Raw genomic sequence first — 20632 nt, 5'->3', positions numbered from 1 at the left:
CGCAGATAAAGTAGTACCAGGACCAACACCACAGCCAGAACCAAAACCACAACCAAAGCCAAGTTACCCAAGCTATCCTATTTATCCTTGGTACAATCATTCAAATAAAGTTTCAACTTCTAAAACAAATAAGAATACAGAAATAAAGAAAGAAGAAGTTAAGAACGAAAATTTAAATCAAGGAAGATTCACAGATATAAATGGTCACTGGGCAAATAAAGCAATAAACTATGTAGTAAATAAAGGATATTTTGCAGGAGTAAGTAAAACTGAATTTGCACCAGATAAACCTATAACAAGAGGAGAATTTGTAACAGTTCTTGGAAGAATGTTAAAAATTGATACTAGTAAGTATAGTAGTCAAAGGTTTAATGATGTTAACTCTTCTACTTACTATAGTCCATATATTACTTGGGCAAATGAAGTTGGAATTGTAAGTGGAGTAGGAGAAGGAAACTTTGCACCAGACAAAGCACTAACTAGAGAAGAAATGGCAGTAATAATGAGTAAATTCTTAAAGCTATCTAATAAAAAACCAACAATAAAACTAAGTACAAACTTTAAGGACCAAGGAAGTATTTCCCCTTGGGCAAAAGAAGCAGTAACAGAAATGGCAAAACTTGGTGTAGTTAAGGGAATGGGAGAAGGAAACTTCTCACCTAAGACACAATTTACAAGAGCACAAGTAGCTCAAGTTCTATACTCTATAGAAAATAATTAGTAGTTTAAAATTAGAATATCAATACTTTTATAAAAAGGAAAATCTATTTACAGAGGGGGAAACCCCTCTATAAATAGAAATTAAATTGATAATGAAAATTGTTGTTAATTAATTTTACAAAATAAATAAAAATTGCTAAAACTGTAAGTAAAATTTCAGTAATTAAAGGAGGTGGTAACTAAATAATAAAGAAGTAGATATTTATGTAAGAATGCAACCATAAAACACTTGTGTTTTATACAATTTATTAAAAAAGTAGAGGAATATTAAAATTAGTAAGATTTGACTAAAGTAAATTACAAAGGAGTAAAAAATGAAAAATATAAAAAAATTAGGTTTATTGATGCTTGCATTGGTAATGTTATTGCCAACATTTGTAATGGCAAAAGAATATGAAGAATATGATATGAGGTCTATTGAAGATGAAATAAAGGCTACTATAGATTTTTCAGATTCAGAACTATATGGACAAAAAAATAGTTTAAGATCAGCGAGAAGTCTACCAGACTTTACAGTATATCATAGAACTTGGAGTAAACTTTCAATGGCAGATGATGTGTTTGATAAAGCGAACTGTACTGTAACAGCTGATGAAGGTAACTATTCTTTTGATTTTGTCGTAAAACCAGCAAAGAAAAAGATAGGCAAAGAAACATTTTATGCTGATTGCACAGAAATAAAATTTATAATAAATGGACAAGAAGTAAATGCTACACCATATGGCTCAAAACCTTCTATAAATATTGATAAAAAACCAACATCACCAAATGTTCCTGAAGGCTTTACAATAACTGTGCCTAAAACCGCATTATTTAAAGCTAATGTTGGTGGATATTCACAATTCTTTAGAATTAAGTTTGAAACCAATCTTGAAGATTCAGGAGCATTGGGCGTAATAGGCGATGCTATGATGAATCGAAATGCAAGATTATTTGTTTTAGAAAAATAAAATAAAATAAGTATTCCTCTACTTATTTTATTAAGGAGAATGATATATATGAATAATAAAAGATATAAACGTTTAAATGGATTTGTTTTTTTATTTTTTCTTTATTATTTTTAATAATACCTTTAAATATATTTGCAGAAGGACAGCCCCCTCAAATCTATCCAACAGCTGGAGATCCTAATACTTATTTTAGAATTGGGTCAGGTAATTATAAAGCATGGAAAGAACATAACAATTTTAGTGAGGATTACGGATATGTTAAATCAAAAAAAATTAGTAAAGATGATCCGTTATTTAAAAGTTTTATGGAAAAGCATAAGGACGAAGCAGATTCTATGAAGTATCAAGAACCTGAGTGGAATTGTTATGAACTTGATGTAAAAAATTTATTTGGTACATTTAATATTGATAGTAAACATACAAAAGATGAAAACACTTATAATATTTGGCCTGAACAAATGGTGGTATATGTTTCTAAGTTTAATAAAGAAACTCAAGCCTTTGATGAACCAATAAAATTTACAAGGGTAAGAAGTGACGTTGAATATAATGCATTTAAAGGAAGTATATGGGGTTTAAACAAACCATTATTTACATTAAATCAAAATTATACCAAAAATCCTGATGGAAGAACGTACAATAGTTACATCAATTTTGATCAAACTTATGATAGTGAGTCAGCTACTTATAGCAATGATGATAAATACAGGATATATGTGTTTCAAGGACATTCTGAGCCTATACCCGACAATTTAATTCCGGGAGAATATAAAATTCCCCTTTCTATTAGATATGCTGGAAGACCTGGAATGTATTCTATGGCTTCCGGGGCTGTAGAAGATTATGGAAAATTAATTGTTGATCAAAATGGAAAGTTAAAATTAAGATTTACCTTTAAACCTATGACATTATCTGATCCTAAATATACAGGCACAGTAGGTGCTGTTGAAGGTCATTTACTCAAATTATGGGCTTGTAAATCTATAGATGACTTTAATGACTACATGACGAATGAAAACTTTTATGCTGGAAGTAGAATATCTTTAGATACTCCAGAATATTTAAAAAGCAAGTATACTAGTGGAACATTTTCTTTTCCGCAAACTTATGAAGTTCCTCTAGAGTACTCTAATGGCAAGGTTAACTATGAATCCCAAAAAATGTTCCAAGTGCAAGTTGATGCTATGGGAGACAACATGCCGTTTTTAAATATGCTTTTGAGACATGAAGAGATGGTTTTTGAAAAAGCAAATTTTCAAAACGGAAAATATATGGCACTTCCATTAGCGGGAGAAGATAGTCCACTTTATATCGGAAATGTAATAGATACATTATGGGATAATGATAAATTTAAATTAAGTGAAGATGAATTCAAAGCAAAAGTAGCTGACCCCGATACTGATAACAGTAATTTATTTGACGCTTCTGAAGGATTAAATCCTTATTATGAAGTTGAATTTAAAGATAATAAGGCAAATTTAACAGTATCATTTTTAGATAATATTGGTGATCCGAATGGTATTAAATATGAATATGGTATTGTAAAAATTAATAAAGACAAAGATATTAGATATAAAGCTGCTGATAATAATTTATATCCAATAGAAATTCTTGAAGAAAAAGATTTTACAATAGAGCAAGCCAAGACCTATGGTAAGAAAATAACTAAATTTAAAATAAAAAACGTTCCATTGGCAAGATTAGGTGATGTTAACCAAATTATTCAACTGGAAAATGCAAAAAGAGTTACTTGCATGGAAGCAGAGGGCGAAAGTGAAATCGAAACATCTCCGGCTTCATATGACGACCCTATTGAAAATATGTATGGCATCAATAATTTTGACTTGAAAAAAATGGTCCTTGTGGAAGGTACAACACCTGATTTAAATAAAACAGCATTACAAGAAAAGATTAATGAAGCTAAGGCTACCACACAAGGTAAGAAAACTGATGAAGCTTTTGATACTCTTAAAGCTGCAATAACTTCTGCTGAAGAAGTTTTAAATAGTGCAAGTGAACAAACTGCAATAGATGGTTCAGTAACCACATTAAATAAGGCTATAGAAGCATTTAAATCTAGTCCGGATAAAGAAGCGCAATTAAACAAAACAGACCTTGATGCTAAGATAAAGGATGCCGACAAGATAAGCCAAGGTAAAAAAAGCGAAGATGCTTTTAAAACTTTAAAGGCTGCTATTGATGCTGCTAAAAATGTTTTAAATAGTGCTAATACTCAAGAGCAAATTAATGAAGCTTTGGCTAATTTAAATAGTGCAATAGATGCTTTTAATAAAAGCTCTGATGTAAATGTTACACCGGGAGCAAGTGAAAAAGTTTATACTTTACCTGTTAAGCTTATGCACTCAGTTCAAGATAAGGAGTCTATGGGAAATAAAGCTTTAGTATCTCCTGCCAAGGTAAGCATAAAGGGCTATGATGTAAATATTGATTTAACTTTCCAAGGTATTGAAGTACCTTTGGGCGCAACTAAATTCTACGGACATTTAACTAATTTATTTAGCTTTGAGGACAATACTATAAAGGGAGAGGCAATTCCTGCTGAAGTTTTAGAGCAAGTGGAAGACAAGGCAATGGACGGATCTCAAAAACAATTCCCTAAGGTATTTAGAATTAAACTTACTAAGGCTGAGTTTGATAATTTAAAAGACAATACTCTTTATGTAAAAGTTTGGGTAGATGCTATGGACGGTCTTATGGGCGGCACACCTGGAGCAGGGGCACAAAATGCAAGACTTGTATTTGATAAGAGCAAAATGACTGAAGTTACTCCCGGTGGAGAAACACCAACACCTACTCCAACACCAACACCTAATGTGCCGAGCAGGGAAGATGTTGTAGATGCTTTGAAAAGATATGCCAACTTAGGCGGACCTCAATACACTTATCAAAGCAACATGATGTATGTTAACGCATATAATTCTTTAATGAGTTTATTGACTAAACCTAATGCTACGGACATGCAAGTAAAATTTGCCATTGATAATTTAAAAGCTGCTGCGGCAGGACTTACATTAGATACAAGTAAGCCAAATAATTCTGGCAACAACCAAGGTTGGGGCAATAACAACCAAGGTTGGGGCAATAACAACCAAGGTTGGGGCAACAATAACCAAGGTTGGGGCAACAACAACTCTGGCTGGGGTAACAACAATCAAGGCTGGGGTAACAACAACCAAGGTTGGGGCAACAATAACCAAGGCTGGGGCAACAATAACAAAAACAACCAAAATAACGGCCCAGTTACAGTTCAATATGAAGTTCCAGTAGAAGTTCTTCATGCTCATCAAAGTGGTTACTCAATGGCAAATGCGGCTATTAATCACACTGCTAGAGTAGAAGAAAGGGATGGAAAATTCAGATACAGTGTTAATTTCCATGCTATCCAAAGAGATTTCGGCGGCAAAACTTTGACAGGCAACTTAACAAATCTGTTTATCATTGATGGCAGCAAGTACAGAGCGGATCAATCAGGCAACACTTGGTCATGGACCATGAACGGCAAATATGACAGAGTAAACGTTGCGGTTTGGGTAGATGCTATGGATGAAATAGCAGGCAAAGGTCCGGGAGGAGGAGAGCAGAATGCAATCCTATCCTTTAACTGGAACAATGCAAGAGAAGTAGGAAGAGTTGGTGGAAATAACAACAACCAAAACCAACAAAATCAAAATCAACAAAACCAACAAAAGCAACAAAATCAAAATCAACAAGCTGTTCAAAATAATAATACAAACAACTTTACAGACACAAGTGGACACTGGGCTAAGACTGCTATTGACTATGTTGTAAGCAAGGGATACTTCGCTGGCCTAAGTAATACAGAATTTGGTCCTAACAAGTCTATAACAAGAGGACAATTTGTAAGTGTTCTTGGAAGGATGTTAAATGTCAATGTAAATGACTACAAGGATCAAAACTTTAAAGATGTTAAGTCAGGAATGTACTACAGTCCATACATCACATGGGCAAATAAAGTTGGAATAGCATCAGGAGTAGGACAAGGAAACTTTGCTCCAGATAAGGAACTAACTAGAGAAGAAATGGCTGTGATGATGACTAAATTCTTAAAGGTTTCAGGCAAGAATCTTAATGCAAAGGGCAAGACTAATGCCTTCAAAGATGAAGATAAGATTCAAGGCTGGGCTAAGGATTCTGTAAAGGAAATGGCAAGACTTGGAATAGTAAGTGGTATGGGCGATGGTAACTTTGATCCTAAGTCATCATTTACTAGAGCACAAGTTGCACAAGTCTTATACAATATTGACCACAATTAATTTAGTTTTTTAGTTTAGTTAATTTTAGAGAGGGGCATCTCTTGTATTTGTCCCTCGAATATAGAAAAAGAGGTGTAATATGAAAAAAATTATTTTATCACTATTGTTAGTTATGCTTTTAATACCTAATGCTATTTTTGCAGCGACTAAGTATGAGGTACCTGTTAAATTAGAAAAGTTTGGGGAGCCTGGCAAGGAGTCCATGGGCAATCCTTCTTTGAAGCAAGTTGCTGATGTAGAAGAGATAGATGGTAAATTTATTTATAAACTTTATTTGAAAAAAATGGAGTTTATGAATATGGAAGGCGAACTTACAAATTTATTTATCTATGATGGCGATAAGGATTCTAAGAGAGTTGAAACAAAACAAAGTCCTCTTAGCGGAGAGTACAATAAGATACATGAGTTTGAAAGAACAAATCCTAAGGAAGATCAAATTCTTGTTGCTGTGTGGGTTGATGCTATGGATGCTATCGCTGGTGGCGGCAAGGGATCAGGCGAACAAAAAGCTTATCTAAAGCTTGACTGGGCTAATGCAAAGACCCTTGACAAAAAGGAAACTAAGGTTGAAAAGTCTGAAGCAAGCAAAGAAAATTCTGAAATAAAAATTTTAGTTGCTGGAAAGGAAATCAAACCAGAGACTCCAGCCTACATTGAAAATGGAAGGACAATGGTTCCTCTAAGATTTATATCAGAAGCTCTTGGCGAAAAGGTTGACTGGAAGGCTGACACAAAGACTGTTATTGTTGGAGATAACAAGGCAAGTCTTGTTATTGGAGAAAAGGAAATAAATGCCAATGGAAAGAAAATTGCAATTGATTCTCCAGCAGTAATTAAGGATTCAAGGACTTTTGTTCCACTAAGGGCTATTTCAGAAATTTTAGGTGCAAAGGTAGATTGGGAATCTTCAACAAGAAGTGTAAAGATAAGTAAATAATTTTTATAGATCTCTCATAATAATAATAATTATGGGAGTTTTTTATGAGGAAATTTTGAGAAAATATTTTATTCATTAAGAAAGATAAATATTAAAAGGCTGTAACTTTATTTACATATTTTGACTTTTATAAAATCCAATTAAATTTTGCTAATTTATGGTATTAGAAATATTTTCATAATTAAGAATTATACAAAAACTATTGACAAAGTTGTTTAAAATTATATAATCTTAATATAGTAAATAAATTAAAAATAAATAAATAAAAATGCATACATATTTGGAGGTTTGAAGTGAAAAATAAAAATGATAATTTAGAAAAGACAGCTGAAGTTTTAAAAGTAATGGCGCATCCCGTTAGGCTTAAAATTATTAAAAATTTAATTGACAATGGTCCATGCAATGTTGGATCCTTACAAGAGAAATTTAATATTCCTCAACCAACTGTTTCATCTCATCTTGGTAAGTTAAAGAGAGCTGGAGTTCTAAATAGCGACAGAAATGGAACTGAAATTTATTATAAAGTTGATAGTAAGTTCATATTGTCTCTTGCAGAAGCCATATTTAATTAATCCCCTTAGTGGGATTTTTTTATGGAGTTTTTATGAAGTTAAATAAAGTCCAACTTGAAGCTGTGACATCCATTGATAAAGATGTCACTTTAATGGCAGGAGCAGGTACGGGAAAAACTAGAGTCCTAACCAGTAGATTTATAAATATAGTTAAAAATAATCATGATCCAAAGGAAATTTTGGCTATAACTTTTACAAAAAAAGCTGCAGAGGAAATGCTTGGAAGAATTTCTAAGGAGCTTGTGGAAGAGAATATTGATTTTGAAGAAAAAGATTTAAATATTATGACTATTCACTCCTTTGCCCTTGAAATTGTGAGGAATTATTCTTATTTAATAGGAATAAATCCAAATTTTACTATTTTAGATGATGGCAAGGCAGGAGAGATGCTAGAAAATGCTGTTAAAGCATCTTTAAATAATATTAGAGACGAAAAATTTCAAAGATATTTAATTGATTTTAAGACTAACCCCTTTGAGGAGAGAAAATTATTTGCAGATCTTTATGGAGACTTTCGAAATAAAAATTTAGATTTTTCAGATATTTTAAGTAGGAGCCTAAATTTTAATAAGACCAGCAAAAGTTCCGAGGAATTATTTTTACTCTTAGATGATTTTAGAAAAGTTAGCGGAAATAAGTTTAAAAAATTTTACGATGACAATATTGAAGAAATTAAAAAAACTGAAAATCTTGATCTTGAAATCCTAAACTCAATAGAAGAAAATCTTGGTTCTGCAAGTAAGTATGAGGATAAAATTAAAAATATTGTAGATTTGATTCATGAATTAAAGAAAAATTTTGAGATAAAAAATAAGGAATATTATGAAATAATTATTGAAATTTTAAAAGAAATTGATAAAAATTATTCAAGGGAAAAGAGGGACATTAAGGCTCTAGATTACGACGACATTATATCTTACACTCATTTAATATTAAGCGATGAAAGATTTAAGAAAAATCTTAAAGACAGGTATTCATACATATTAGTTGACGAATATCAAGACACAAATGAAATTCAAAATGAAATTATAAATATCTTTGCAGATTCAAATTTATTTATAGTTGGAGACCCAAAACAGTCCATTTATGCCTTTAGGGGAACTGACTTAAAGAGTTATTATAGTTTTTCTGACAAAATAAAAAGTCGGGGCATTTCCCTTGTCATGAATAAAAATTATAGAAGTGATGGGAAAATTATTAATTTCATTAATTCCACCTTTGAAAACCTAATTGAGTCCTACGAAGAAATGGACTATGATTTTGAAAGTGGCGGCGATGTCTATCAATATGACACTGAAGACAATAATGAAATTGCCGACTTAGTTTTAGACCTATTAAAAAAATTCGATGAAAAGGAAATTGCCATCTTATCTAGGAGCAATGCCCAAATTGATGAAATAAGTAGAATCTTATCTCTTAGAAATATCTCCTTTAATAAGGGAGAGAGAAGCTTAGAGGAAATTGAAGTTTTAAAGGTGACGAAAAATATTCTCTCTAGCATTTATAGTCCAGAGGATTTTCTAAATACACTTGCTCTTTTTAATTCACCAATTCTAAATTTCAATTTTAAAGATTTAGTTAAAATTTTAAACTTAGGCATTGATAAGACTTCAGCCCTTCTAGATTTAAAGTGTGACGATAAAAATATAAATAGTTTTATAAAATTCCTTAATAAATTAAAGGAAAAATCAAAAGTTCTTCTTTTTGATGAAATGATAGAGGAAATTATGAATTATTTTTATGGTTTAAAGACTCTAAAGAAAATTGATTGGGAATATCTATATAAATTTAAAGAAATTGCAGGAGATTATTTAGAAGAAAAACAAGAAGATTACAGGTCCTTTGAAAAATACCTTTTAACTTTGAGCTTTGATGATTTAGAAGAGGGAATAAATCTTTTAACTATACACAAGTCCAAGGGTTTAGAATTTGATGCAGTTATAATCTCCCACATGGACAGGGGCAAAAAATTAGGCCAAGTGAGAAAAATTATAGTTGATAGAGAGCTTGGGCTTGCCCTTAAATCTGATTTTTCAGACTACAGGTATAGAACTATTAATGAGAGACTAAGAGCTGTAGATAGGGAAGAGGAGAAGAGAGTTTTATATGTTGCCATGACAAGGGCAAAGAAAGAACTCATTTTCTTTGGGAATTTAAAAAAATACAAAAGTGATTCCTATTTTGATTTATTAGATAGAGACATAAAAATTAAGGAATATGAATTTTCAAAGGATATAAAAGAAAACATACCAAAGAAAAAATACCCTTACCTCGACCTAGACTTAAATTTCGAAAATAGAATTAGAGAATATTACACTGTCACTGATTTTTTAAATTTCAAGAGAAGTCCTATAGATTTCTATAAAAAATATTTTTTGGGAATTGATGACTACACCTTAGGACAGGGCAAGATACAAGTAATGGATCCAAAGACTCTTGGAAGCATAGTCCACTTATTTGCACAAATTCACAGCAACAAAGATGCAAACAAAAATAATATAGATGGATATTTAAAGGAAATTTTTGAATATTACGAAGAAGAAATTGACGAGGACAAGTTAAATATTGCCAGAGAACTTTCACTAAACTACCTTGAAATGGAAGAAGAAAATATAATTGATAAGGAATTATTATTTTATTACGACCTGGAGGGATATTTAGTTAAGGGTTTCATTGACCAGGTGATAAAAATTGACGGAGACTATTATATAGTTGATTTAAAAACTAGCGACATGGACCTAGACTATATAAAGTCTTCTTACGAGAACCAATTAGTACTTTATTCAGCAATTTATGAAAAATTATATAAAGTTAAAGTAAAAGCTGCATATATTTTTGACTTAAGGGGTAAAAACAAAATAGATATTGAGATTAATGAGGGAAAAAGTAAACTTGTAATGGAAGAATTTTTAAATTACATTAAATTTATTAGATTTCATACTAATTATAAGGATTATTTAAAATTTTAAGGAGGAAATATGGATTATTCTAAAGAGTATCAAAAAAAATTAATTTCAGCTAAAGAAGCGGCAGCAATGGTAAGAGACAATATGTGGATTGACTATGCCTGGGCTGGTAGTACACCTGTTGCCTTTGACAAGGCTCTAGCAAATAGACTTGATGAATTAAACGAAATTTATTTAAGAGGTGGCGTTCTTCTTTGGGAACCAGAAGTATTTAAGAAAGACCCTGAAGGACAAAAAGTTGTATGGAATTCTTGGCACGCAGGTGGACCAGATAGAGGTAGAATTAACAAAACGCCAGGTGGTTTCTATGCACCGCTTAGATATTCTGAACTTCCTAGATGGTATAGGGAAAATTGTAAAGTTGATATAGCAGTAATTGTTACACCTCCAATGGATAAACACGGAAACTTCAACTTTGGACTTAATGCATCTCACCTAAGGGCAGTTACAGAAGTTGCTGATAAAGTTATTATTGAAATAAACGAAAATATGCCAACTTGCCTTGGCGGTTTTGAACACGAAATAAATATTAAAGATGTTGACTATATTATCGAAGGAGAAAATCCTGAAATAGCAGCTCTTCCTAAGGGAAGCTTTGGCGAAGTTGACAAGAAAGTTGCTGAACTAATTGTAGAAGAAATTCCTAATGGCGCAACTCTTCAACTTGGAATAGGTGGAATGCCAAATGCAGTTGGATCTCTTATTGCTGATTCTGACTTAAAGGACCTTGGAGTTCACACAGAAATGTATGTAGATGCCTTTGTTGATATGGCTAAAAAGGGTAAAATCACTGGAGCAAAGAAAAATATTGACAGATTTAGACAAGTTTATGGCTTTGCTGCAGGCTCAAAGGATATGTATGAATATCTAAACTTTAATGCAGATGCAATGGCTGCACCAGTATCTTATACTAATGATGCTCGTATAATCTCACAAATAGATAACTTTGTTTCAATTAACAATGCCGTTAATATAGATTTATTTGGACAAGTTTCATCTGAATCTTCTGGAGCTCGTCACATCTCTGGAGCAGGCGGACAACTTGACTTTGTACTTGGAGCTTATTTATCTAAGGGTGGTAAATCCTTTATCTGTCTATCTTCTAAATTTATGAACAAGAAGACTGGCAAGGAAGAATCAAGAATTGTTCCAAACTTCGAAACTTTCTCAGCAATTACAGCTGCAAGACCAAACACACACTGGCTTGTAACTGAATATGGAAAGTTCAACTGCAAGGGTATGTCAACTTGGCAAAGAGCAGAAGGAATAATTAATCTTGCCGCACCAGAATTTAGAGAAGATCTAATTAAAGAAGCAGAAAAGATGAACATTTGGAGAAGAACTAACAAGAGATAATTTGAATTGAATATAAAATTTACCCTCTAACTTTATTGTTAGAGGGTTTTAATTAATTTACAACAAAAATTTCACATAAAACATTATTATTTATCACAATAGAATTTTATACTTTACTAAGGAATTAAATAAAACAAAATTAAAAATTAATAAAAAATCTTTGCATAAAACAATAAACTATGGTATATTAAAATGTTTTTACTTTTTATAAATTCTCTGCTATACTAATAATAGGGATAATAGGAGGTAAAATATGTTTAATATTGGCGATAAAATTGTATATCCTATGCACGGAGCAGGCGAAATTGTTGCAATAGAAGAGAGAGAAATCCTCGGTAATGTGCACAAATACTACATAATGAGATTACCTATAAACGAACTTAAGGTTATGGTGCCTGTTAAAAATGCTGAAGAAGTTGGTGTTAGAAAAATTTCTGACACAAAGACTATGGAAAATGTCCTAGAAACACTTTCTTCAGACAAAGAAATTACTATGCCAAAAAATTGGAATAGAAGATATAGATTTAATTTAGAAAAAATAAAATCTGGCGATTTAACAGAAATTGCCGACGTGGTAAAATGTCTGGAAAATTTAGACAGACAAAAATCTCTTTCAACAGGAGAGAGAAAAATATTGACAGAAGCAAGACAAATCATCGTTTCAGAGATGGCTCTTGTTTTTGATAAAAAAGTGGAAGAAGTTTCAAAATTAGTTGATCATGCCATTTTTGGTTAAGGAGGGATTTTTATTAGCAGGAACCGAAAAATTGTGTCCAAAATTTTTAAGGTGCTATTCACTTTAATAGGCGCACTATTCGGTATTTTCATCGTGTCTCTTTTATCAGACATGAAATTTGTAAAAGGTATTGGAAGCCAAAAAGTTGTGACAGTTGTTGCTGTCATTATTGTACTTTTATTTGCACTTATATTTTTTATACTTTCACCAAAGGTCTTTAAGTCCTTGGAGGATCTTTTGGCTATTTGGGAGAGAGAAATCCAAACAAAATCTTTTACAGAGGTAGTACTGGGTGCAGTGGGACTTATTCTTGGTCTTATAATAGCATTTTTAATTTCACAACCTATATACAAGATTCCAATTCCCTATGTGGGTTCTGTAATTTCAATTTTACTCTATGGAATGCTGGGATACTTAGGTTTAAATATTGGAATGTCAAACAAGGACACTATTTCAGAAAAAGTTAGAGATTTATCTTCCTTGGCAGCAAAGAGAACAGCTAAGCCAAAGGAAAATATTAAAACTCGTGAAGGCATTCCAAAGGTTTTAGATACTTCTGTTATTATTGACGGAAGAATACTTGATATTGCAAAGATTGGATTTATTGAGGGACCTCTTGTAGTTCCAGTTTTTGTATTAGAAGAACTTCAACACATTGCAGACTCTGCTGACGCTCTAAAGAGAAACAGAGGCAGGCGGGGCCTTGACACTGTTGCAGAAATTCAAGACCTAAAAAATGTTGAAGTTATAATCTACAAAGGAAAAATTGAAGAAATTCCTGAAGTTGATTCAAAACTTTTAAAACTTGCCAGCGATTTAGGTGGCAAAATTGTAACAAATGATTACAACTTAAACAAAGTCGCTAAGGTTCAAAACCTAACAGTTTTAAATGTAAATGAACTTGCAAATGCAGTTAAACCACTATATCTCCCAGGCGAAGAGATGAAAATTCTAATCGTAAAGGAAGGTAAGGAACAAAATCAAGGACTTGGTTATCTTGACGATGGTACAATGATTGTCGTTGAAAATGGAAAGGACCTCATTGGCAAAAGTGTCAATGTAATTGTAACAAGTGCACTTCAAACTTCAGCAGGAAAAATGATTTTTGCAAAACTAAAATATTAATTTTAAGAACTCTGTCTTTGGCAGAGTTTTTTCATTGATTGAATAAATATAATACTAATTTACCCAGTAAAACCATTAAAGTGATTGTAAACAAAATAATTATTTGCAAGCTTACAAAGATTTTTTATTTGACTATATAAAAACTTTGTATTATTATTTTAGCATAGATAGGGGGAATAATAATGAAACTATTTTTACCCGGTCCTGTGTCAGTTCGCAGTGAAGTTTTAAAACAATTTGAAAAACCTGTAATAGGACACAGAACTAAGGACGCATCAGAAATTCAAAAGTCAATTATAATAAATATGCAAAAAGTTTTTGGAACTAAAGAATATATTTTAACTTCAACATCTTCAGGCACTGGACTAATGGAAGGAGCTATTAAGTCTTGTACGAAGAAGAGGGCACTTATTTGTTCTTTGGGTTCCTTTGGTGAACTTTGGCAAAGACTTGGTCTTGAAAATGGAATTGAGACAGACATTTTAAAGGCTGAGCCAGGTGAAGCCACTGAGGCAAATAAATTGGAAGATCTTTTAAAGAAAAAGGACTATGATTTTGTGGGTATCACTCACAACGAAACTTCCTCTGGTATTTTAAATAGCCTTTCTGAACTTAAACCAGTAATTGAAAAGCATCCAGATATTATTTGGGCTCTTGATACAGTAAGTTCAGCTGGCGGAACTCCCATTGATCAAGATAAGTATGGCATAGACATTGCTATTACATCTTCACAAAAGTGTTTGGGCCTTGTGCCTGGTCTTAGCTTTGCATCTTTTTCAGAGAAGGCTGCTCAAAAGGCAAAGACAGTAGAGAATAGAGGTCACTATTTGGACCTTCTACTTCTTTATAATTATTCTAAGAAACATGACTACCAATACCCATCAACTCCTGCCATCTCAAATATGGTTGCAGCAGAGTATCAACTGGACTATATAATAAATGATGAGGGCCTTGAAAATAGGTTTAAGAGGCACTCAGAGATGTCAAAATATTTTAAAGAATGGGCAAATAAAAATTTTGAAGTTTTTGGAGATGAAAAATATTTATCACCAACAATTACTTGTGTTAAAAATACAAAAAATTTAGACTTCAAAAAGTTAAATCAAGAATTTCTTGATAGAGGCCTTTTAATTTCTAATGGCTATGGACCTATGGCAGATAAAACTTTTAGAGTTGGACATATGGGTGACACAAGCCTTGATGACATGAAAGAGCTAACAAAAATATTTGACGAAATTTTAAATAAATAAAATATAAGACTATAAAATATCTTGCTCAAGGCAGGATATTTTTTTGTATAAATTTAATAAAAATTTGATTTATAATTAAGTTTTTGTTACAAATGAAAAAATTCTTTGAGAAAATACTTTTATTCCTTTATACTTTTTATGTAAGCGAGGTTGATGAAATGAATAAAAAAAGAATTAGTCTTGTAATGCTTTTATTTTTAATGACTATTTCAACTAATGTATTTGCAGCAAATAAATTATTATTTCAGGAGCCCATTGCTCCAGGTGTTGTAAGGTACAAGTATGAAGTCTCTAGAGATAAAAAGAATGCACAGACAAATGTAGTTACAGTTGATTTAAATAATCCCTATATAAAAATTAATACAGTTGCAGGTGGAGGAACTTATACTAATAAGGCAACTGTGTCTCAAATGGCTGACAGAACTAATGCCGTTGCTCTTGTAAATGGAGATTTCTTTACCATGCAACTCCAAGGTGTGCCACTAGGTGCATCTATAATTGATGGAGATATGAAGTCATCTCCTGCAGTTTTGACAGACATTTGGTCCTTTGGCATTGATGAAAATAACACTGCTTTTATTGACAGCACAAAATTTGTGGGAAGTGTAACAGCTCCCAATGGAAAATCTTACCCTATTGATGGATTAAACAAGACCTTTTACTGGTACCAACCATCTAAGGAATATTCTCACGAATCAAAAATTCAAATGTATAACTCCTTCTGGTCTTCAAAATCTAGGGGAGATAAAACAGCAGGTGAAGTTCTTTTATCAGAAGACAATGTAGTTGAGCAAATTGTCTATAGAAAAAATATTGACATGAAAATTCCAGAAGGAAAGAAAATTTTACAAGTAAGCGGTGGATCTGAAAGATTTATGCGTGAAAATGTAAAAGTTGGCGACAAACTACAAATTAATACTAATATTGAGCCCAATAGAAATTGGAAGATGATGATTGGCGGTCATGCACTTCTTGTAGAAAATGGTGCTATAAAAAAATACACTAAAGATGTCAATTCAATTGGCGGAGTGAGAGCCAGAACTGCTGTGGGCATAAGTCAAGATGGAAAAACTGTCTATATTGTTTCTGCTGAAGGTAGAACTAATAGATCTCCTGGTCTTTCACTAAATGAATTGTCTCAGTTTATGTTGGACCTTGGTGCATACAAGGCTATGAATTTAGATGGCGGTGGTTCTACTGCTATGGCAGTTAGAAATTTGGGAGACTTAAAGAGAACAAGAGTTACTAATCCTGAAAGAAATGCTGGCGAAAGAAAAGTTGTCAACGGACTTGGAGTTTTCAATACAACTACTAATACTGGCGTAATTTCTGATGTAAAATTTGAAAGTGATTTAAACACAATTGTTGGCGAACAATTAAATTTAAAATTAAAATCAGGCTGGGATGAATTTTTAAATCCAATTGATATCAAAGATAGAACTTATACAGTGACTGATAATTCTAATGGAGCAAACATTCTAAATGGCTTGTCCTATCTTTCTTTGACACCAGGTAAATATAATTTATCTGTAATTACTGATAAGGGCGAAAATATTAATAAAGAAATTGATGTTGCAGACCTTTCTGCCTACACTAAATTTAATATTGACACAAAAAATAAAATTATCAAAAGAGGAATGACTTTAAGCCTTGATTCAAAGGGCGAATACAAGGGCAGAAAAATAAAAATTTCTCCTAGAGTAATAAATTATTCCTTTGAAGACATGACAGCTAGTGTAGATCCAAATACTTTTAATATTAATATTCAAGACTATGGAAGAAATCCAAAAATAATTGCAAAGCTTGGCGACAAGACTTCGACTCTATCACTTTATGATGAAAATACAAAGCTCATTAAGATGAAAATCAACGATGTAAATTACAGCATAAATGGCGAAGCAAAGAAAATGGATGCTAAACCTTTTATTAAGAATGATAGAACTTTAGTGCCACTAAGATTTATCGTGGAAGCCATTGGTGGAGAAGTAAATTGGGATAATGACAATAGACTTGTCACTGTAAATAGCAAGGGAAAAACTATTGAACTTCCAATTGACTCAAAAACTATAAAGATCGATGGAAAAGATGTAAATATTGATCAAGCTGCCATAATTAAGGGCGACAGGACTTTCGTTCCAATTAGATTTATTGCAGAAAATTTGGACATGGTTGTTAATTATATTAATGATACTCGTGAAATTGAAATTTCATCTTTTGAAGATAAAAAAATAGAGAACAATGCTGACTTGACACAAGCCCTTGAAGAAAATAATGCAGCAACTAACAATTCACAAAAGGGACAAAATAATACAAAGAATACAAACAATTCACAAAATGCCAATGCTAATGACAATAAAAATAAGAATGCAAATAATTCTAAGGCTGCAAAAAATGCTGGCAATGTAAATACAACAAATAATGCAAAAGAAAATACTACAAATTTATTTAATTAATCTAATTAAGAAGAGGTCTCCTGAGGGAGATCTTTTTTTTGCAATAAAATAGGAACTCCCTTTTGAGAAGTTCCATAAATATTAATAAAATTATTTTTCTAAAATCATTTCTCCAATTTTATAGACATCGCCAGCACCCATTGTTACAACTACATCATCTTTTTTAATATTTTCTTTGATGAACTTTACAATATCTTCAAAGCCTGAAATGTAAAAGGCATTGTCTCTGTGATCTGAAATGGCATCTCTTAAAGTTTTGGAGTGAATATCGCCATAATCTTTTTCGCGAGCTGCATAAATATCTGTGATTATTATTACATCAGACTCGTCAAAGGAATTGGCAAAGGCATCTAATAGAAGTTTTGTCCTTGTGTAGGTGTGGGGTTGAAAAATTGTGTAGAGTTTTCCCTTGCAGGCATTTTTAATTGCGTGAATGGATGACTTTATTTCTGTTGGATGATGAGCATAGTCGTCCATAATCTTTGTGCCCTTGTAGTAGCCCTTTTCTTCAAGTCTTCTTTCCACACCCTTATAGTTTTTAAGTCCAATAATTGCATCTTCAATTGGAATATTATTAACATAAGTTGCAGCAATAGCAGCAAGAGAATTTAAAACATTGTGTCTGCCAAGGACAGAAAGTTCAACATGACATATTTTCTTGCCCTTTAAATATAAATCATAAGTTGGAAAACCATCTTCTGAAAAATCTATATTTTTTGCCCTTAGATCTGCATCATTTTTTATGCCAAAAGTAAAGACCTTGCAGTTATCAATTGGAAATAGGGTGTCAACATTTTCGTCGTCAACATTTAAAATTACATAATCATCTCCGTGAAGATTATCTATATAGCCCTTAAAAGTTCTTATTATATGGTCAATGTTGTCAAAATAATCTAAGTGGTCTTCGTCAATATTTAAAATAATTTCTGTAGTAGGGAAGTACTTTAAAATATTTGCCTTGTACTCGCAAGCTTCAGTTAAAAATAAATTTTCGTCGCCAATTTTAATGTTGCCGTCAATGTCCTTTAATTGACCGCCAAGCATAATTGTTGGATTTAAATCTAGGTCTTTAATAATTTCAGTTATCATGGAAGTTGTAGTTGTCTTTCCATGAGTTCCTGAAACTGCAATTGAATTTTTATAATTTTTCATAATTGCGCCTAAAAAAGTTGCCCTATCCACTAAGTCAATTTTTTCTTTAACTGCTGCCATGTACTCTTCATTGTCAAAGGAAATTGCATCAGTAAAAATTACAAGATCCATGTTTTCTATATGTTCTTTTTTGTGTTCATAGTAAATTGTGGCACCATTTTTTTCTAGCTTTTCTGTGTTTATAGAAGGCATTCTGTCACTTCCATAAACCTTATAGCCCTTATAGAGCATGAGCTCAGCAAGGGCAGACATGCTAATGCCACCAATTCCTATAAAAAATATATTTTTATACTTACTATCATCTATATTAATTTCAAACAATTTACTTCCTCCAATTCTTTTTAATTATAACACAAATTTTTACAAAGAAAGAAATAATAAGCCTGTAATTAAATAAATTATATAAAAAAATTTAATTAATTTATTTATTATGTATCAGACTTGTGCTATAATATGGTAAAGAAAGAGAGGATGATACTTGTATGAACATAACTGATGTAAGACTTCGCAAATTACCAACAGAAGGAAAGCTTAAAGCAATAGTATCTGTAACCTTTAATAATGAATTTGTGCTTCATGATATAAAAATAATAGAAGGAAATGAATCTTTATTTTTAGCAATGCCAAGCAGAAGACTTTCTAACGGAGAATACAGAGACATTGCTCACCCTATTAATGCCGAAGCTAGAAAAGAATTGGAAGACGTAATATTTAAAGAATATTATGCAGTAAAAGAAAAATTAGATTCAGAAGAAATGGAAAAACCTGAAGAAGAAGTAACTGAAGAATAAGATTAAGAGAGCCCTGTGCTCTCTTTTTTAATAGAAAAACCCCAAAAACTTTTTATAGTTTTGGGGTTAATTTTTTTGAATTTATTAAGTTTAATCCATTTGGCTTACATGGACAAGTTCGCCATGTCTGTAATAATATTTTGGAAGTCTTCTATTAAAGTGGGTGATAAAAGAAGTTTCACAGTCGCCAGAGAAGTGACAAATATCTCTAATTTTTATTTCTTCTTCGCCCTGTCTTCCTACTAATACAACCTCGTCACCAATTTGGCAATCCACTCCAGTGGCATCAACCATCATTTGGTCCATGCAGATTAAACCAATTTGCTTGCATCTCTTTCCATTAATTAAGACTTCAATTTTTTCTGATAAAATTCTTGGAAAGGCATCGGCATAGCCAAGAGGAAGAGTTACAACCTTAGTGTCCTTGTCGCACTTATAAAACCTTTCATAGCCAACAGTTTCGCCAGACTTTACTTCTCTTATAGCTGCAATTTGTGCCTTAATTGAAAGAAATTCTTTTAGTCCAAATTCTTCAGGTAATTTTTCGCTATCTGTATACCCAAACTGTATTATTCCAGGTCTTACCATATTGAGGTCGTATTCTCTGTGATATAAGACAGAAGAAGAATTTGCAATATGTTTGTATGTAAATTTGTAGCCAAGGTCTTCAATTTCTTTTATAAAATTTGTAAAAGTTGTAAATTGCCTTTTTGTAAATTCTGGATCGGATTCACTGGCTGCAAAATGAGAAAAGATACCTTCAACAAAAATATTTTCAAGCTCAAATATTTTTTTAACTTCCTTTAATGAATTTTCACCAGGAATAAAACCTATTCGTGACATTCCACTGTCAACAGCAAGGTGAAGCTTAGCATTTTTGCCTAAGTCCCCTGCTATTTCATCTAATTTTATTGCATCTTCAAGTGTATAAATAGTTAGGGTGATTTCATTTTTTACTGCATCTTCAAAGAGATGGGCAGGTGTGTAACCAAGAATTAAAACAGAAGTGTCTGGAAACTCTTTTTTAAATCTCAAAGCTTCACTTAAAGTTGCGACACCGTAAAACTTTATACCAAGTTCTCTTGACACATAGGAAAGAGGAATGGCACCAAGTCTATAGGCGTCACTTTTAACAACGCTCATAATTTCTGTTCCTGGAGTAATTATACTTATTATTTCTTTAATATTATTTTCAAAATTATCTAAATTTATTTCAATCCAAGCTGGTCTTGTCAAAAAATCCTTCATGTTATTTTCCTTTCAAACGAGAATTTCTTTTAACATTATATCACAGTAGATGAATTAAGAAAATTTTTTGCATAAAAAAAA

At 32.0% G+C, this 20632-nt stretch carries 14 protein-coding genes; 12 read left to right on the top strand and 2 right to left on the bottom strand.

Annotated features, from left to right (window positions below):
- The 11 genes from HGPG_RS02700 to HGPG_RS02650 all read left to right on the top strand — a co-directional run.
- The coding region (locus HGPG_RS02700; RefSeq protein ID WP_036731251.1) for an S-layer homology domain-containing protein at positions 1 to 721 on the top strand (721 nt) is incomplete at its 5' end.
- 313 nt (positions 722 to 1034) lie between these two features.
- Positions 1035 to 1670: a hypothetical protein gene (locus HGPG_RS02695; protein ID WP_019124518.1), complete on the top strand. Its 636-nt coding sequence runs from the start codon at positions 1035 to 1037 to the stop codon at positions 1668 to 1670.
- 305 nt (positions 1671 to 1975) lie between these two features.
- A complete protein-coding gene (locus HGPG_RS02690) occupies positions 1976 to 5965 on the top strand; it encodes an S-layer homology domain-containing protein (protein WP_019124517.1) in 3990 nt (1329 codons plus the stop codon).
- Between the two features lie 79 nt (positions 5966 to 6044).
- Positions 6045 to 6902, top strand: coding sequence for a copper amine oxidase N-terminal domain-containing protein (locus HGPG_RS02685; RefSeq protein WP_019124516.1), 858 nt, complete (start codon positions 6045 to 6047; stop codon positions 6900 to 6902).
- Positions 6903 to 7195: 293 nt separating this feature from the next.
- Entirely contained in the window at positions 7196 to 7474 is a 279-nt protein-coding gene (locus HGPG_RS02680; protein WP_019124515.1) for an ArsR/SmtB family transcription factor, read from the top strand.
- Between the two features lie 32 nt (positions 7475 to 7506).
- Positions 7507 to 10443 (top strand): UvrD-helicase domain-containing protein, encoded by a 2937-nt coding sequence (locus HGPG_RS02675; RefSeq protein ID WP_019124514.1) that lies wholly within the window; start codon positions 7507 to 7509, stop codon positions 10441 to 10443.
- Positions 10444 to 10452: 9 nt separating this feature from the next.
- The gene (locus tag HGPG_RS02670; protein ID WP_019124513.1) at positions 10453 to 11796 is read left to right on the top strand and encodes a butyryl-CoA:acetate CoA-transferase; all 1344 of its coding nucleotides are present in this window, start codon (positions 10453 to 10455) and stop codon (positions 11794 to 11796) included.
- A 253-nt stretch (positions 11797 to 12049) separates the two neighbouring features.
- Positions 12050 to 12532 carry a CarD family transcriptional regulator gene (locus HGPG_RS02665; protein WP_019124512.1) on the top strand — a complete coding sequence of 161 codons (483 nt, stop codon included), beginning with the start codon at positions 12050 to 12052 and terminating at the stop codon, positions 12530 to 12532.
- A 33-nt stretch (positions 12533 to 12565) separates the two neighbouring features.
- Entirely contained in the window at positions 12566 to 13657 is a 1092-nt protein-coding gene (locus HGPG_RS02660; protein WP_019124511.1) for a PIN/TRAM domain-containing protein, read from the top strand.
- 182 nt (positions 13658 to 13839) lie between these two features.
- Positions 13840 to 14907, top strand: coding sequence for a pyridoxal-phosphate-dependent aminotransferase family protein (locus HGPG_RS02655; RefSeq protein ID WP_019124510.1), 1068 nt, complete (start codon positions 13840 to 13842; stop codon positions 14905 to 14907).
- Between the two features lie 158 nt (positions 14908 to 15065).
- Positions 15066 to 17360: a stalk domain-containing protein gene (locus tag HGPG_RS02650; RefSeq protein WP_019124509.1), complete on the top strand. Its 2295-nt coding sequence runs from the start codon at positions 15066 to 15068 to the stop codon at positions 17358 to 17360.
- Positions 17361 to 17450: 90 nt separating this feature from the next.
- Here the strand turns inward: HGPG_RS02650 and murC are convergent, their stop codons facing one another.
- Positions 17451 to 18833: a UDP-N-acetylmuramate--L-alanine ligase gene (gene murC, locus HGPG_RS02645; RefSeq protein ID WP_019124508.1), complete on the bottom strand. Its 1383-nt coding sequence runs from the start codon at positions 18831 to 18833 to the stop codon at positions 17451 to 17453.
- A gap of 161 nt (positions 18834 to 18994) precedes the next feature.
- Here murC and spoVG point away from each other — a divergent pair, with 161 nt between their 5' ends.
- Positions 18995 to 19303 carry a septation regulator SpoVG gene (gene spoVG, locus HGPG_RS02640; RefSeq protein WP_019124507.1) on the top strand — a complete coding sequence of 103 codons (309 nt, stop codon included), beginning with the start codon at positions 18995 to 18997 and terminating at the stop codon, positions 19301 to 19303.
- Between the two features lie 90 nt (positions 19304 to 19393).
- Here spoVG and alr read toward each other — a convergent pair whose 3' ends face one another.
- The gene (alr, locus tag HGPG_RS02635; protein WP_019124506.1) at positions 19394 to 20551 is read right to left on the bottom strand and encodes an alanine racemase; all 1158 of its coding nucleotides are present in this window, start codon (positions 20549 to 20551) and stop codon (positions 19394 to 19396) included.
- Between the last annotated feature and the right edge of the window lie 81 nt (positions 20552 to 20632).

It is taken from the genome of Peptoniphilus grossensis ph5 (genome assembly GCF_000311825.1).
Classification (GTDB): Bacteria; Bacillota; Clostridia; order Tissierellales; family Peptoniphilaceae; genus Peptoniphilus_A; species Peptoniphilus_A hominis.
This window is presented reverse-complemented; position numbering and strand designations above follow the sequence as displayed.

What these genes read in the sequence shown, in the direction of transcription:
- HGPG_RS02675 (WP_019124514.1), top strand. Translation starts at nt 7,507, where the DNA reads ATGAAGTTAAATAAAGTCCAACTTGAAGCTGTGACATCCATTGATAAA.
- HGPG_RS02665 (WP_019124512.1), top strand. Translation starts at nt 12,050, where the DNA reads ATGTTTAATATTGGCGATAAAATTGTATATCCTATGCACGGAGCAGGC.
- HGPG_RS02695 (WP_019124518.1), top strand. Translation starts at nt 1,035, where the DNA reads ATGAAAAATATAAAAAAATTAGGTTTATTGATGCTTGCATTGGTAATG.
- spoVG (WP_019124507.1), top strand. Translation starts at nt 18,995, where the DNA reads ATGAACATAACTGATGTAAGACTTCGCAAATTACCAACAGAAGGAAAG.
- HGPG_RS02670 (WP_019124513.1), top strand. Translation starts at nt 10,453, where the DNA reads ATGGATTATTCTAAAGAGTATCAAAAAAAATTAATTTCAGCTAAAGAA.
- alr (WP_019124506.1), bottom strand. Translation starts at nt 20,551, where the DNA reads ATGAAGGATTTTTTGACAAGACCAGCTTGGATTGAAATAAATTTAGAT.
- HGPG_RS02655 (WP_019124510.1), top strand. Translation starts at nt 13,840, where the DNA reads ATGAAACTATTTTTACCCGGTCCTGTGTCAGTTCGCAGTGAAGTTTTA.
- HGPG_RS02690 (WP_019124517.1), top strand. Translation starts at nt 1,976, where the DNA reads ATGGAAAAGCATAAGGACGAAGCAGATTCTATGAAGTATCAAGAACCT.
- HGPG_RS02685 (WP_019124516.1), top strand. Translation starts at nt 6,045, where the DNA reads ATGAAAAAAATTATTTTATCACTATTGTTAGTTATGCTTTTAATACCT.
- HGPG_RS02650 (WP_019124509.1), top strand. Translation starts at nt 15,066, where the DNA reads ATGAATAAAAAAAGAATTAGTCTTGTAATGCTTTTATTTTTAATGACT.